Origin of the sequence: Niallia sp. HCP3S3_B10 (assembly GCF_052064465.1) — a bacterium.
Classification (GTDB): Bacteria; Bacillota; Bacilli; order Bacillales; family Cytobacillaceae; genus Niallia; species Niallia hominis.
In genome coordinates this window covers 1-14,212 of the sequence record NZ_JBQHVO010000067.1, presented here as the reverse complement: position 1 = coordinate 14,212, position 14,212 = coordinate 1, and the positions used below count along the sequence as shown (strand labels likewise).

18 protein-coding genes and 2 pseudogenes are annotated in these 14,212 nt (G+C 34.6%); 2 read left to right on the top strand and 18 right to left on the bottom strand.

The genetic code is table 11. The features are described from left to right. Positions 1-25: 25 nt before the first annotated feature. From ACTNDN_RS21020 to ACTNDN_RS21005, 4 genes are all read right to left on the bottom strand, one after another. Positions 26-439, bottom strand: coding sequence for an HIT family protein (locus ACTNDN_RS21020; protein WP_031537790.1), 414 nt, complete (start codon positions 437-439; stop codon positions 26-28). 78 nt (positions 440-517) lie between these two features. Then, a complete protein-coding gene (locus ACTNDN_RS21015) occupies positions 518-1,402 on the bottom strand; it encodes an NAD-dependent epimerase/dehydratase family protein (protein WP_031537789.1) in 885 nt (294 codons plus the stop codon). A 367-nt stretch (positions 1,403-1,769) separates the two neighbouring features. Then, positions 1,770-2,018 carry a DUF3841 domain-containing protein gene (locus tag ACTNDN_RS21010; RefSeq protein WP_231512558.1) on the bottom strand — a complete coding sequence of 83 codons (249 nt, stop codon included), beginning with the start codon at positions 2,016-2,018 and terminating at the stop codon, positions 1,770-1,772. A gap of 957 nt (positions 2,019-2,975) precedes the next feature. Beyond that, entirely contained in the window at positions 2,976-3,500 is a 525-nt protein-coding gene (locus ACTNDN_RS21005; RefSeq protein ID WP_441132099.1) for an ECF transporter S component, read from the bottom strand. Positions 3,501-3,649: 149 nt separating this feature from the next. On the opposite strand from ACTNDN_RS21005, the gene pdxR reads away from it, so the two are divergent. Further along, a complete protein-coding gene (gene pdxR, locus ACTNDN_RS21000; protein WP_441132097.1) occupies positions 3,650-5,047 on the top strand; it encodes a MocR-like pyridoxine biosynthesis transcription factor PdxR in 1,398 nt (465 codons plus the stop codon). A 523-nt stretch (positions 5,048-5,570) separates the two neighbouring features. Here the strand turns inward: pdxR and ACTNDN_RS20995 are convergent. From ACTNDN_RS20995 to ACTNDN_RS20930, 14 genes and pseudogenes are all read right to left on the bottom strand, one after another. Continuing rightward, entirely contained in the window at positions 5,571-5,957 is a 387-nt protein-coding gene (locus ACTNDN_RS20995; RefSeq protein ID WP_349204514.1) for a group-specific protein, read from the bottom strand. Between the two features lie 87 nt (positions 5,958-6,044). Further along, complete coding sequence (locus tag ACTNDN_RS20990) at positions 6,045-6,530, bottom strand: nucleotidyltransferase family protein (RefSeq protein WP_441132112.1); 486 nt, start codon at positions 6,528-6,530, stop codon at positions 6,045-6,047. A 270-nt stretch (positions 6,531-6,800) separates the two neighbouring features. After that, positions 6,801-6,998, bottom strand: a pseudogene (locus tag ACTNDN_RS20985) (nucleotidyltransferase domain-containing protein); the annotation flags it as partial. Positions 6,999-7,199: 201 nt separating this feature from the next. Beyond that, on the bottom strand, positions 7,200-7,583 hold the full coding sequence (locus tag ACTNDN_RS20980) for a hypothetical protein (protein WP_197030887.1): 384 nt from the start codon (positions 7,581-7,583) through the stop codon (positions 7,200-7,202). Then, on the bottom strand, positions 7,517-8,053 hold the full coding sequence (locus ACTNDN_RS20975; protein WP_441132095.1) for a hypothetical protein: 537 nt from the start codon (positions 8,051-8,053) through the stop codon (positions 7,517-7,519). Before ACTNDN_RS20975 ends, ACTNDN_RS20980 begins: the two co-directional genes overlap by 67 nt. 129 nt (positions 8,054-8,182) lie before the next feature. Next, positions 8,183-8,410 carry a GNAT family N-acetyltransferase gene (locus ACTNDN_RS20970; protein WP_441132093.1) on the bottom strand — a complete coding sequence of 76 codons (228 nt, stop codon included), beginning with the start codon at positions 8,408-8,410 and terminating at the stop codon, positions 8,183-8,185. Next, a complete protein-coding gene (locus tag ACTNDN_RS20965; protein WP_285846421.1) occupies positions 8,407-8,532 on the bottom strand; it encodes a hypothetical protein in 126 nt (41 codons plus the stop codon). Before ACTNDN_RS20965 ends, ACTNDN_RS20970 begins: the two co-directional genes overlap by 4 nt. A gap of 2 nt (positions 8,533-8,534) precedes the next feature. Then, positions 8,535-8,690, bottom strand: coding sequence for a GNAT family N-acetyltransferase (locus ACTNDN_RS20960; RefSeq protein WP_155986754.1), 156 nt, complete (start codon positions 8,688-8,690; stop codon positions 8,535-8,537). A 525-nt stretch (positions 8,691-9,215) separates the two neighbouring features. Continuing rightward, positions 9,216-9,923 (bottom strand): Crp/Fnr family transcriptional regulator, encoded by a 708-nt coding sequence (locus ACTNDN_RS20955; protein ID WP_031538005.1) that lies wholly within the window; start codon positions 9,921-9,923, stop codon positions 9,216-9,218. 64 nt (positions 9,924-9,987) lie between these two features. Further along, the gene (locus tag ACTNDN_RS20950; RefSeq protein WP_031538006.1) at positions 9,988-10,221 is read right to left on the bottom strand and encodes a heavy-metal-associated domain-containing protein; all 234 of its coding nucleotides are present in this window, start codon (positions 10,219-10,221) and stop codon (positions 9,988-9,990) included. A gap of 66 nt (positions 10,222-10,287) precedes the next feature. Then, positions 10,288-10,587, bottom strand: a complete 300-nt coding sequence (locus ACTNDN_RS20945) for a hypothetical protein (protein WP_031538007.1) — start codon at positions 10,585-10,587, stop codon at positions 10,288-10,290. Positions 10,588-10,634: 47 nt separating this feature from the next. After that, on the bottom strand, positions 10,635-10,868 hold the full coding sequence (locus tag ACTNDN_RS20940) for a heavy-metal-associated domain-containing protein (protein ID WP_033827363.1): 234 nt from the start codon (positions 10,866-10,868) through the stop codon (positions 10,635-10,637). Positions 10,869-11,061: 193 nt separating this feature from the next. After that, on the bottom strand, positions 11,062-12,915 hold the full coding sequence (locus ACTNDN_RS20935; protein WP_031538010.1) for a heavy metal translocating P-type ATPase: 1,854 nt from the start codon (positions 12,913-12,915) through the stop codon (positions 11,062-11,064). 249 nt (positions 12,916-13,164) lie between these two features. After that, positions 13,165-13,602: an SMI1/KNR4 family protein gene (locus ACTNDN_RS20930; protein WP_031538011.1), complete on the bottom strand. Its 438-nt coding sequence runs from the start codon at positions 13,600-13,602 to the stop codon at positions 13,165-13,167. A gap of 152 nt (positions 13,603-13,754) precedes the next feature. Here ACTNDN_RS20930 and ACTNDN_RS20925 point away from each other — a divergent pair. Beyond that, positions 13,755-14,212: pseudogene (locus tag ACTNDN_RS20925) on the top strand (transposase); the annotation flags it as partial.

The following is a 14,212-nucleotide window of genomic DNA, read 5'->3' as shown; positions in this document are numbered from 1 at the left end:
TTTGGTGTCTTTAACACTATAAAAGCTATTCACTTTCCCCTTTTACTCGTCTATTTTCCTCTTGTTTTAACCAATATCTAATACCCTTTCCAGCCAATGGTTCATCCTTATATCTTGGTATTAGGTGAAGATGACAATGAAAAATCTCTTGGTTAGAAACTTTTCCTACATTCCATCCTATTGTATAGCCATCAGGAGAATGGTAATTATCTATAAACTTTTTTGCCTCATGTACTAGCTCATATGTATCGTTCCACTCTTCTTGTGTTAATTCAAAGACGTCCTTGTGATGTTTTTTAGGAATTATTAAACCGCTACCCTCTAAGATACCTTGATGTTTGTTATGTTGCAAAAAATAACATGTTTCATTCTCCAGGACAATATTTTGGTCCCTATCTTTATGTGGATTACATAAAGGACAATCTAAATCATAAGCCATTTTTCTTCTCCTATAACTATCTCTTTATTCATCCGCCACATCACCAAAAAATATCAAATTCCCCCCTAAGCATCACAATCAATGCTTATCTTTGCCTGCAATTTTCTCAATCAAAGCTGGCAACCAATCATCCAGATTAGTGAACACAAAGCCCGCTTTTCCTGCCTTTTCCGTATTCATATACCATGTGGCAGGAATGGCAAATGGGGAGGTGTTTTCTTCGTCCCCTTTTAACGTTATTTTCGCAGCATGCCCTGTAACCTTTTCAATCATACGGATTAATTCTCCCATTGAAATTTTCCCATCTGCGGTTGCATTAAATGGTCCTTCCACGTCTGAAAAACCTGCCCATTTTAGAAACATAGCAGCTTCTGTGGCAAGAATAAAGGACATTTCTGCATCCATATTAACAAAGCCAATCGTTTTTCCTTGCTGAATCCGCTCCACATGAAAATGCAAACGACCTGTGTAATCATCTTCCCCTAACACGATAGGGAACCTTACTGCCACAACTGGAAATGTTGCATACTGAAAGAAAACGGCTTCTGCTTGTCGCTTTCCTTCGTTATATGTAAATGCCTCTTTATCTCCCCATGCTATCGGATAATGATACGGATCAAAGTCTTCTTCTCTCTTTTCCATTCCATCTGCAGCATACGTCGATAAGGAAGAAGTAAACACAAGCTTGCCAATGTTCCCGTTAAAAATCTCACAAAAATCTCTTGCTTCATTTGATGTATAGCAAATATTATCATAAACAATATCAAATTTTCGACAGTCAAAATGATTAATAAGTTGTTCCTTCATAGATCGATCACCGATGATATGCTCTACTTGATCGCCAAATGAATGACTTGTTGTCCCACGGGTCATAATCGTAACCTGATGCCCCTCTTCCAATAACATTTCCACAAGCTTTTTTCCGAAAAAACGAGTTCCACCAAGTACTAATATTTTTTTCATTCTTTTTATCCCCTACTCTTTGATTTTACTTTAGAAATTCCATAAAGAGGAGCTATTTCCTCCTTTTTAATCCATTATATTATTTCCAAAAAACTACATTATTTTGCAATAAAATATTCTGCATTCAAAATTTGTTCTTTCTAAATCCCAGATGTAACGCCCTGAACAATTTGGCACCCATTATTCCACATTTCTGCGTGTCGTAATTTCGCTAAGTGAAATATTCTTTCCAGCTTTGTTCCTTTGTAATCGTTAATTCCCCCTGTTCAAACACCCTATCTTCTTCCTCTGAAATCGCACAAAAGCCGTTATTTAACACACAATGCCATGCTTCAAAATCAGAAAGGAGCACTTTTTTATCAGGTATTTATACTGTTAAACATACAATTTTTGTACCTTTCTGAAAGAGACTTTCATGCTTTAAATTCGGTTTTTTCATCCAAAGCCAAACTGGAAACAAACCATTATTATTCAGCCTCTTATCCATTTGTTTGATCATCCATTGATAAGAATGGAGGAAATCTTTATCCACAAACTTCTCATCCCCAATGAAGTAGCCGATTTGATTTAAGATTTTTACCACTTCGGTTGCTTGGTTGGTGAAGTATATAGGCATCAATCAAGCTCCTTATCTTTTATTTCGCTATTTCAGAAAAATCATCGTTATGGTAATATTAAACAAAAAAGGAAAGGAAATTCTATGAAACAGAATTACTATAGCGTTGGATCTTTTACTATTTTTTTCGTATCTTCTGTGGCTTACATCCTTGCGTTTTTTATGAGTCTCCCTTTTCCCAATACTCTCTCTATAATACTCCTTTGGCTTTTTCCTATTATTGGGATAATCTTCGGTTGCTTAGGAAAAAAAGGATTCTTCAAAATTTGCGGCCTTATCGGTAATGTCCTTCTTTTTATATTAATGGTTGTAATCCCTTTCGTTACCTCATTTTTTTGGAATCAACCTTGATTTCATTTAATGATCTTATAAATATTGACAGGGGGTATTTATTTGCAACAAAAACAATCACTTCTATTAATCATACTTATTAATATCGTCATTTTTTGTTTACATCAGTATTTATTCTTTTATGTTAAAGTTTCCGATTTCCTTTTGCAGCTTTTATATTTTCTTATCACTTTTTTGCCTTTAAATGTATGGTTTTGGCGCAGTAAATTTAAGATAAATTTTTATCATCACTGGGTATGTATTTATATAGGACTCCTATGCTCCACTTTCTTTTTCTTTCTGTTTAAAACTTCGACAACAGATACAGCAGATTTTTTATCTATAGGCGAATTCTACTTTGATTTATTTTTAACTATATTGGTTTTTTCGTTTGGAGAGATGGTAATATTAATTTGTTTGAACGGGGTTACTTATATTTTTAGAAGATTAGTAGGCTACCACTGAAACGCTTTCATCTTCACCTCTTTATCAAAAGCAGCTATAATAAGCGTCTGAAATCTTTATTCAAACAGGGTTTCTTCCATTTAACAATAAATAAAGGTATTTAAATGTCCTCTCAGCAAGGACATTTAAATACCTTTTGTCTTTTTATGGTGCCAGGCACCCCTAATTGGCACTCTTAATGATTCTTTGCTTAAACCCTTTTATAAGTGGCACTACGATAATGCCGGCAATGACTAATTGCATTATATTACCTGGGACGGAGCCGAATGGCAGGATCCAGTTTCCATAAAGAATTACTTCTGTAAAATAGTAGCCGACAACTTTAATGATCATGGCAACAACAACTGCCAGTACGTATACAAGAGATTTTTTTCCAGGCAGCTTTTCCACAATAAGTCCAGCTATATACCCCATAGTACCAACGATAACAAATGTGAACGGAGCCCATAATGTCCATCCTGACATTATATCAAATAAAGCCATTCCAAAAGCTCCTACAATCGCACCTGACTTCTTGCCAAAAATAAACGCAGCAATCAAAAAAGGAACGTTACCCAAATGGATTAGTCCCCCATTTCCCATTAATGGCAGCCTAATGTTGATAAACATTGTAGCAAGAAACGTTAAAGTAATAAATAGAGCATTGAGAACCAGCATTCTCGTTTTGTTTTGTTCAGTCGTAAACATGCAAATCATCCTCTTCTTTCAAGTGTTAGTTTTTCAGTTTAAAAAAAAGAATCTCCTCTTCTTCCATGATTACTAGTATAATAAAAACTGACAATATAAAAAGTGTCAATTTTTATAAAAATAACATGGTCAGAGAGGAGGGGTCTCGAATGGATATGCTTATGTTTGAATTGAATAAAAACACAACAAAACCCTTGTATGAGCAGCTTTATATAGGTATCAAAACCGCTATTTTGAGCCAGCAAATTGAAGTTGGAACACAATTACCCTCCAAAAAAAAATTGGCTGATTTTTTAAATATCAGCCAAACAACGGTTGAAGTGGCATATGCTCAGCTCGTTGCAGAGGGATTTATTGTATCAAAGCCGCGGATTGGTTTTTTTGTAGAGGATATAAATGAATTACCTTATATTGAGACAGAACATGTTGAGTTGCCTATGGAGGAAACGGAGAAAAAAACAATCCAATTTGACTTTCACCCTGGAAAAATCGATACAGACTCCTTTCCTTTTTCACAGTGGAGAAAGTATGCAAAAAATTTATATGATACCCCGTCGAAGGAATTGCTACAAATTGGAGAACCCCAAGGGGAATACACTTTACGGACGGAAATAGCCAAATACCTATATCAATCGCGTGGGATTGTATGTAAGCCGGAGCAAATTGTGATTGGTTCAGGAACAGAACAACTCTTTCCTATGATTTTAAGGTTGCTAGATCATGATTCAAACATAGCCCTTGAAAATCCTGGCTATTCAGCAAGCCCCAGGATTCAACTAAAAAATAAAGCGATCCCTATTCCAGTTGATGAAGACGGATTGATGGTGGAACACCTTGAAAAAACAAATGCGAATGTCGTCTACATTACGCCATCTCACCAATTTCCCACAGGTGCCGTTCTTTCTGCTACAAGAAGAACACAATTATTGCAGTGGGCAGCAAAAAGTAAAAATCGCTATATCATTGAAGACGATTACGACAGCGAATTTCGTTACACTGGTAAACCCATTCCCGCCTTACATGGGATGGACCAAAACGATAAGGTAATTTATCTAAGTACATTCACCAAGTCATTAATGCCATCATTGCGATTGGCCTATTTTCTTTTACCAACAACCTTGCTGAAAAAATATAAGGAAACATTCAGTTATTATTCAGCAACTGTCCCAAGATTCGACCAGCATATAGTAGCCAGCTTCATGAGAGACGGTTATTTTTCAAAACACTTAAACCGTATGCGGAAAATTTATCGGAAGAAACATGATAAACTGACTCATATTTTTAAAACTCATTATCCTGAAGTTATCATCACTGGAGATCAAGCCGGGATGCATATTTTAATTTCCCTTCCGCTACAAAAAAGTGAAAATGAGTTAAAAGCCATCGCAGCAAAAAGTCATATCTCCATTTATCCTTTAAGCGATTATCTGTTAAAACCAATCGAATATAAGCATCCAACATTCCTGTTAGGATTTGGAGGCATCCCATTAGAGAAAATCGAGGAAAGCATTCACCAATTAATGCAATGCTGGGAAATGGCAAAATAGTTAAGCTTGTACTAACTCCAGCTAGAATTTCTGTTTGGCTTTATACTATTGCGCAGTATTATGTAAGAAGTACGTGTTAATCCTTCTATTATTGAATAATAAAGAAAATGTACAACACTATAAGAAGGAATGTCATATAGGTAAATTTCTTTTTTAAACTATTCAACTTGTTCCTTATCGGTGGTAAATATCTTAATTTTATGCCTATATTTTTCAGAATCCAAAGCATTTTCTCCTTGAATAAATAAAATGACCCACCTTGGCGTGGTGGGTTCTGTTACTTTTAATCATGATATATATATGGATTGAGATATGTAAAGCATTGAATTTAGACACCAATAATGTATTCATTTTTAGTGCCGTTATTTTTCAGGACACTCTACTTGTTAACAGACCAATGATGCGGATATTCCTCAGTTGGTAATCATTAGCAACTGGTTCAGAAATAGGAATGTAAAGCTATTGCTATTCGATAAACACTTCCTTATCAACTCTTTATTGAGAAAGCACTACTTAATAAGAATTAGCTTGTTGTGACTATTTCAACCAACTCTTCAATAGTTCCCATACATTTTTGGACTTCCGATAAATGATAAAATGTACTAGTAGTATCTAGATTATTTACTTCATCATTTGGTGAATAGAGATATATTCTTTTTCCTTGTCCAAGAGCAATACCTAATTCGATATGACTTCCTTTACCAGCTGGTAATATCACGATTATAATATCAGCATCCATGACAGCATTTTTTTCATTTAGTCCTATTTCTCTTAAATCCTCAATTGTAGAGGCACTCTCATTTACCGTCCAATCATATGTATAGATGTATCCTTTATTTTGTAAATTCTTACTCACTAAGCGAACTATTTCAATGTTTTTAAAACTTGATGCAACGTAAAATCTTTTCAATTAATCTGACCCCTTTGTAAAGTTAAACTCCCCCGATAGCGACATAAGAGAAATGCACCTTTTCTTTATAAAAAATCACCATATAATTTAATAAATTTCAATATGGTGGACTTGAATTTTATGCCAAACAGCTTTCCAATTCTTCTTATTGATTCTTTCCTCATAAATAACAGCTCGTTCTTTCGTCTCTCTAAAATATGGTGTGGGCTTTAACTCTAAATTTAATACATCTTCTATACCGCAAGGAGCAGTAAGAATTAGTTTATTATTCTTGTCTACTTTCACTCCAAGAGCAGTTGCAGTCTCTGGAAATTTTGAAATAGCATCTTCTGAAGATATATAAGGTGGGATATCATTGTGAACGTGCATTCTTGCTTCATTCTTAACAGACCAAGGTATATCAGGTAGAATTACTCTCAATTCAGCTTCTAAATTTTTTTCGGTCCTCTCGTCAATATTTTTTTCGTCAAAATATATAACATCCACATCTGGTATATTAGTTCTTATTTCAAAACCATGCATTGTGTCCCAAACTTTAGAGCGTGCAAGCCCTGCCCTAACTATGATTTTCATAACCCATCCACAACAATCCAATATATCTTCAATATTTTCATTTCCATCGAGGTCTTCTTTTGCTTGATGAACTTGATTCTTTAGGTTCATTAGATGTTCGTTACCAAGTGTTGTATCTGCCTTATAATTAGGTAAATGGCCGCTTAAATCTTCTCCAAATACACAAATACTATGCGTTTTAATCATAAAAGGTATTATAGAAAATTTATTTGTTTCTAAAACATCTTTTATGTAATAGAAACTAAGTTCCACTCCATTTACTATGATGTATTTTTTGTTTAATTCTTGTTCAACCTTGTCTATCCATTTTAAGTCTATATCATTGATTTCTTTATTCGTAATGGCAAATGTATCTAAATCTGAAACACTATCTATACCTAATCCACGAGAAATGGATCCTCTAATATATATACTATGTAGGTCTTCTCCTAAGTGAGTTTTGCATTTTTCTACTATCTTTTCAATCACCTTGTAAAATTCAGGTTTAATTTTGTTTAGACTTGAATCATTTATTATAAATCCTTTAATATCCGTCGGACAAAAACGTCCAATATTTTTAATTTGCGTTAACCTATCTCTCCTTTTATTTGTTCCTGTTCACCTGCGCTGGAATGGAACGAGGGTTGAAGAATAGCCCCCGTTAGCTGAACAAGTAACTAGCTCACCACTTTATTCAAGTGTTATACCTAAGCAAAATAAAATGATTGCTTGTTGAACATATATTAAATTCTTTTTAAATTCGTATCCAACAAAATAATTTGAAGAGATAACATCACTACTTACTTCTTCATTTCTAAAAAAAGGTGGGCAGGGGTTTAACATTGCATGTTTATTAGCTAATTTCATCTTTTCTAAAGTAATTTGATACTGGTTTATGTATTTTTCTGTTCTTAATTCAGATGGCAACGAATCAGTTAAAACAATGTCGCTAAAAGATAAAACAGATTCAAGTTTAGTATGAAATTTATAATTCCGATTGTCTGACCCTAACTCAAAACCCCTGATACAAATTTGATTAAAATTAGGTCCATTACTTCTGCAATGTTCTTCCAAGACCTTGAAATATTACTTTTTGGTTCAACAAAGGTATAAACTAAATCTCTATAGTTTTCTTTTACTTCCCTAATTGAATACAAGTCAGATAAAATTTCACAAGGGTGATTTTCCGAAGTCATAGCATTTATTATAGGGACTGTTGAATACCTTGATAATTCCTGTATTTTAGAAAAATCAGAATGTCTGACAATCACCCCATCTGCCCAATTAGAGACGTATTGTATAACATCCTCTAATTCTTCTCTTTTATCTAAACTTTCTGGAGGAAAAAGCATTGCTTCCCCACCCAAGGCTTTTATTCCTTTTTCGAAAGTAATTCTTGTCCTTAAACTTGATTCCGGGAAGAATAATACAAATTGTCTTCCATTTAAAACATTGATATTACCTTGATTTTTTATCTTTGCAGCTAAATTGAATATATGATTTACTTTTTTTACAGACAAATCATTGATGCTTAATAAATTCAAAAAGTCAACTCCTTTGTTTTAAAGTAGACCGCCTAATCCTCTTCACTAAAATCATATCGCTTGACCAAAAATATCACCCTTTAAACACTCACCTGTTTGTTCATTTTTCTCAGGAGAGTGTAAGGATGCTTATACTATACGAAAATAGTAAGCTACATCGGTAACTCTGCCGAGTAAATTCGATTCAGGCAACACCGCTACCAAAGTAAATTCGAGTTTTTCAATTAACTTTTTTGACTCCATATTTTTATTATCTATAGTAGCAAATAGGCATTTAAGGTTTAATGTGCTTTTACAATGCTCAATGACCGCGGAAACCGCTTCATACGCAAAACCACATCCCCAATGCTCCCTCATGAAGCGATAACCAATTTCGCCAAGATACCTTCTGCTATTTCTGGAATCATTACATCACCGATGAATTCATCAGTATCTTTTAATGCGACAGTCCATTTTGTTTCATTACGGTTCCTAACCATTTCTAACATTGAGTGTTATCACGAGGGGGATTACTTCCAAGAAATTCTCTTACTTCATCATTGTTAAACATTTTAAGCATATTGGGAATGTCTTTTCCCTCTCTCGGACGTAAAATCAATCGTTCTGTTTGAATTTTCGGTGCTTCTTTTTTTGCCATGATTTATTCCAGCCTTTCGTACCTTATATAAATAATCTATCAATGTGTACGGTATTGAACTTCATCGTTTGTTATCTCCTTATGAAATTTATAATATAATTCGATACCGATTATTTGGATTCCTTCTTCAAGTAACCTGCCCCATTAGTACCTTATTAGATAAAAGGGCATTCATCCATCTTGGATTAATGCCCCCGTTACTTTAAGTATACTAATTCACAATCCAAATTATAATTTTAACATAAGTTGCCAATTCCTTAGTTATTTATCAGAGGAATTAGCTTAGTTATTAGGGCGTGTTTTGCTAATGAATTATTCAGTTGACACAAATTTATGTCATCTTGGTAAAATAAGTGCCAAATAAGTAGCCATTTCTCTTTCTTTTTGTAGATAAACATTGTTAAACCAACAAAAATTAGCAATCCATTTTATATGCTAATGGGATTGCTAAAAGGTTTGTTATTTTATGTTTTGTACTATTAAACCGAACCAGGTTAGTATGATGGCACGCTGCTCTGCTTATATTTATTCAGTATGAAGTAACAATTGATCTAAATCCATTATTTTAATTTTCTTTTTCGGTAACTGTTTAATCAATCCAAGTTCTTCTAGAGTAGTAAATTTACGGCTGATTGTTTCTGGTGTGGTACCAAGATACGAGGCTAAATCCTTTTTGGACATTGGTAAGGTAACCGTTGGACTATTGCCACTTCCCTTTTCAACATTTTCAGCTAAAAAGGATATAATGCGGGATTCTACATTTTCAATTGCTACTTGTGTGGTTTGTTTTTCAGAATCCTTCAAACGTATCGTTACTTCTGACAGTATTTTTAATGGGATCTGCGGATATTCCACCAAATACTTCAGTAAATCCTCTCGTTTAATTAAACAAATGGATGTATTTTGTAGTGCTTCCGCATAATTTTCATGAACACTTCCAGGTTGGAAAATGGCCACTTCACCTGTAAAATCACCTGGATTTAAAATGCGAACAAGTTGTTCTTTTCCGGAATCCGATAAGCGGTAAATCCGAGCCTTACCTGAATTGATAATATATAAGGTGTCATCTTCCTCACCTGCACGGAATAACATTTCCCCTTTTTGTAGATGAAGTGTCTTGGCAGATTCCGCAATCAAATCCATTTGTGAGTCTTCCAGATGGTTGAAAATGGGAACGATACGAATACATTCTGTATGTCCATGTTGGTGATGACAACATTGATTTTGTTCCAAAATAACCTCTCCTTTTTATAAAAAGCCCAAGAGGGCATCTTAGGCTTCCATTCTATTTACTCGATTAAGCAGGTTTTACCTTTGATTTGACAACAGGATATCCTAAGTCTTCAATTGATTTTTCGATATCGTTAATAGCGACTGCATCTGAATCAAAGTCTACTTTTACTTTACTTGCATTGAATAATACTTTCAAGCTACCTTGATGAACACCGTTTATTCCTTTCACCGCATTTTCAATCTTTTGCATACAAGATGGGCAAGATAAGGTTTCTAATTGAATGGTTGCTTTTTGCATAAATCATTTCCCCTTTCTTATTTTAACGATCGTAAACCAAGTTCATTCTTTTGGTTTTGAGTTATTTTAAGCCTGATAGGCATTATCTACTTCTGATAACATTTCGTAGGTGCCTGCATATGTTTCACAAACATCTCCAGGAATGGTGTAGTTGTCTGTGATTTTTCGTAATTGAGCAAATTCAGCATCTAAGTCAGGTTTGTTCGTACCTGCGTCCTTTATCTTTTTACTGATTTTATCGAATAGTTCACGTACTTCAAAGGCTTCTGGATGGTTCTTACCATGGGCCCGTGTAATCGCAGTAGTGTATAAATCCAGTTTTTCAAAATGGTTTGTTATTATTTCGTTAAATGTTTGTTCAGACATTATTATTTCCCTCTTTCTATAAATAATTTTTGTTATGTGTGTTTGTCTTAGGCAGATTTTACTTTTGATTTAACGACGGGGTATCCTAAGTCTTCAATTGCCTTTTTGATATCGTTAATGGTGATCGTTTCTGAATCAAAATCTACTTTTACTTTACTGGCATTGAATAATACTTTTAAGCTATCTTGATTAACCCCGTTTAATCCTTTCACCGCATTTTCAATCTTTTGCATACAAGATGGACAAGATAATGTTTCTAATTGAATAACTGCTTTTTGCATGAATTATTTCTCCTTTCATCTTATCTTTGATTTTTTTGTTTTCCCTCTTCTTCTTTACAATTTAAGTATAGCTCAGGTTCAACGAAATGAAATTGACGCAAATCAAGTTTTAAGAAAAAAGTAGGGGAGTATTTTGTTCTTCCTACCTGAATACTTCCCCTTTATCATTCATCAAGACCGCTTTCTATTAAAATTATTCTCTCAACCGGTATCGAAGCAATCTCATACCATTCAAGATGACTACTAAGATACTTGCTTCGTGAACCAACATCCCGATTGACATATTCATCCATTCACTAAATAGTAGGCTGGCAAGTAAGACTACTACCACACCAACTGCTATGGTAATGTTCTGTTTCATGTTTCTTGAAGTTGATTTTGTCAAGCCTAATGCGTGTGGTAAACGACTAAAGTCAGAATTCATTAAAACGACATCCGATGTTTCAATTGCAACATCTGTTCCACTTCCCATGGCGATTCCGATATCCGCTAAGGCTAATGAAGGACTATCATTCACTCCGTCACCGACAAAGGCAATGATTTGGCCTTTTGCTTGCATTTTTTCAATATATGCTGATTTTCCTTCTGGAAGCATATGACCGTGTGCTTCTGTTAATCCAAGTTCTCGAGCAACTAAATCTACGGTTCCTTGGTTGTCCCCTGAAAGAACGACTAGGTTTTTGACTCCAAGTTTTTTTAGGTTTTGAAGATTTTTTTTAACACCTGGGCGGATTTGATCCCGAATACCCATCAGAACTTTTAATTCTCCGTCGACCGCAGTTAACACAAGAGAATTCCCATTTTTCTCAAAGCGTTCGACATCTTTTTTAGCTTTTTCACTTAATTTCACATTATCTTTTTCCATTAAAGCTACGTTACCAACGGCTATACGATGAACACCTATTTTTGCTACAATTCCGCCACCTTTAACGACTTCGGTTTCTTCAACAGTAGATAAAGTTGTCTCGCCAATATCCTGTAGGACAGCTTTTGCTAGTGGGTGGTCCGATTCACGCTCCACACTTGCTAAGTAACCTAGAACTTCTTCAGTATTGTTTCCGTAAAATTCTTTTTCGGCAACTTCAGGGTTTCCTACTGTCAATGTTCCTGTTTTATCAAAAACGATAGTATCTACTCTGCTAAAGTCATTGATAACTTCACTACCTTTTAGGAGGACACCATTACGTGCACCGTTTCCGATACCGGCAACGTTGGATACAGGAACCCCGATAACTAATGCACCTGGACATCCTAAAACAAGAATCGTGATAGCTAGTTCAATATCTTTTGAGAATAGCCAAACAATAAAACCAAGGACTAAAACAGCTGGTGTATAATATTTAGAGAATCGATCAATAAACCGCTCTGCTTCTGATTTGGAATCCTGTGCTTCTTCAACTAATTCGATAATTCTACCAAATGTTGTATCTTCCCCTACACGGTCAGATTGAATTTGAATCGTTCCATTTTCTAAGATTGTTCCCGCAAATACTTCAGAATCAACCTTTTTGCTTACTGGAACTGACTCTCCGGTAATACTTGCTTCATTGATGTGACCTTCACCTGTTAACACGGTTCCATCTACGGGGACTTTTGCACCCGTTTTGACTAATAAAATGTCACCTTCACCTACATCATCGACATCAACTTCTTCAAATTCTCCATTTTCCATTTGCTTTAAAGCACTTTCTGGTGCCAGCTCTGTTAATTCTTTAATGGCAGAACGTGTTTTGTTCAAGGTACGTTGCTCCAAGTAAGAACCAAATAAGAATAAGAAAGTAACGATGGCTGATTCCTCATAATTTTGAATCAATACTGCCCCAATTACTGCAATGGTAACTAAAACATCAATACTGACAACTTTTACTTTTAATGCCTGATAGGCTAGAATCGCAATTGGTGCTACACCAAGAATAGATGCAATGATGAGCGACCAATTGAAAATGGCCATGTTGTCTAAGGAAAATCGTCCGAAGAATGCAAGTGCAATCAAAATTGCACTGATCAGTGTAATGGAATTCTTTTTACTTAATATATATCTTTGCATGTTGATTCCCTCCAATTTCATTTTCATTTGTATTCCTTGTTGATGACTCTAGTATAGGATGTTTCTATGAAATAAAAATTGATTCGGATCAAGTTCTATTGTAAAAGTGAAAAATTATAAAAGAACAGCAAACTAAAACGCTCAGAAAATATTCTGAGCATCTTTATCTTAATATTTAATTTTTCTTCTTCAACTAAACTGCTCCGTTACTTTAAGTGTAATTCTTAACAAACTCTGTTTTCAAACCGACTAAACACCAATCTCACTAGTAATCCAGCCTTCAATAAAATGCTTTAATGACGCTGCAACCCAAGTACGACTATCATCCTCGTGATTCCAAACGTAAATATCGGTTTTTTCAATGGTTCCATTTTTTAATATTGCATAACAAAATAAATCGCCATTGCCTGCGTCTGAAAAAAAGAGAAGATTATCAAATGGCATATAAATATCTCTATAATCTTCAAAATTTCTATAAAATAGATTGTCCTTCATAATTTGGGAAGCTGACCAAACCAAAGGACAATTCCTGTTGTCAAACACACCATTTGTTTCATTAAAAATGGCCGTTAATTCTTCTGGTAATTCAACATTTAATTCTTTTTGAATCTGAGCAAGCTCAATCTTTGTTACAGGGTCTTTAAAGTGATAGTCCTTAGAAATGGAGTTGACAAATTCTTTCCACATTTCATTTCCCCCTAATTTTGGATGAGTATGTTTTATATTCATTTTTTACTTTTAAAATCCTTCTTAACCTAAATTTGGATAGGTTACACTTAGTTGGACAGATTTATTAAGGTCAAATAAACTTAATTCATTAAAGTTAGGGAGAATGAAGTCTGACCAAAAGAGAAAGAAGAACATTCACGAAAGAATTTAAAGAACAAATTGTTCAGCTGCACCTTACAGGTAAATCTAGAAGTGAAGGATTATCAAAGAATATGAGCTGACGCTATCTGCCTTTGATAAGTGGGTTCGCCAGCATAATACAAGTGGATCGCTTGAGGAAAAAGACAATAGAACTCCGGAGCAAGAAGAATTAATTCGGCTTCGTAAAGAAAATCAACGGCTAATGATGGAGAATGATATTTTAAAGCAAGCCGCGCTGATAATGGGACGAAAGTAGATGTGATTCGGAATAACCTTCACAAATACTCGATATCAGCAATGTGCGCCGTCCTACAACTACCTAGAAGCACGTACTATTATGAGGCGGAAATCCGAGATAATCAGGATGATGAATTAACAGCTATAATTGTTAAAATTTTTAAAGATAGTCGGAATATTTATGGACAAA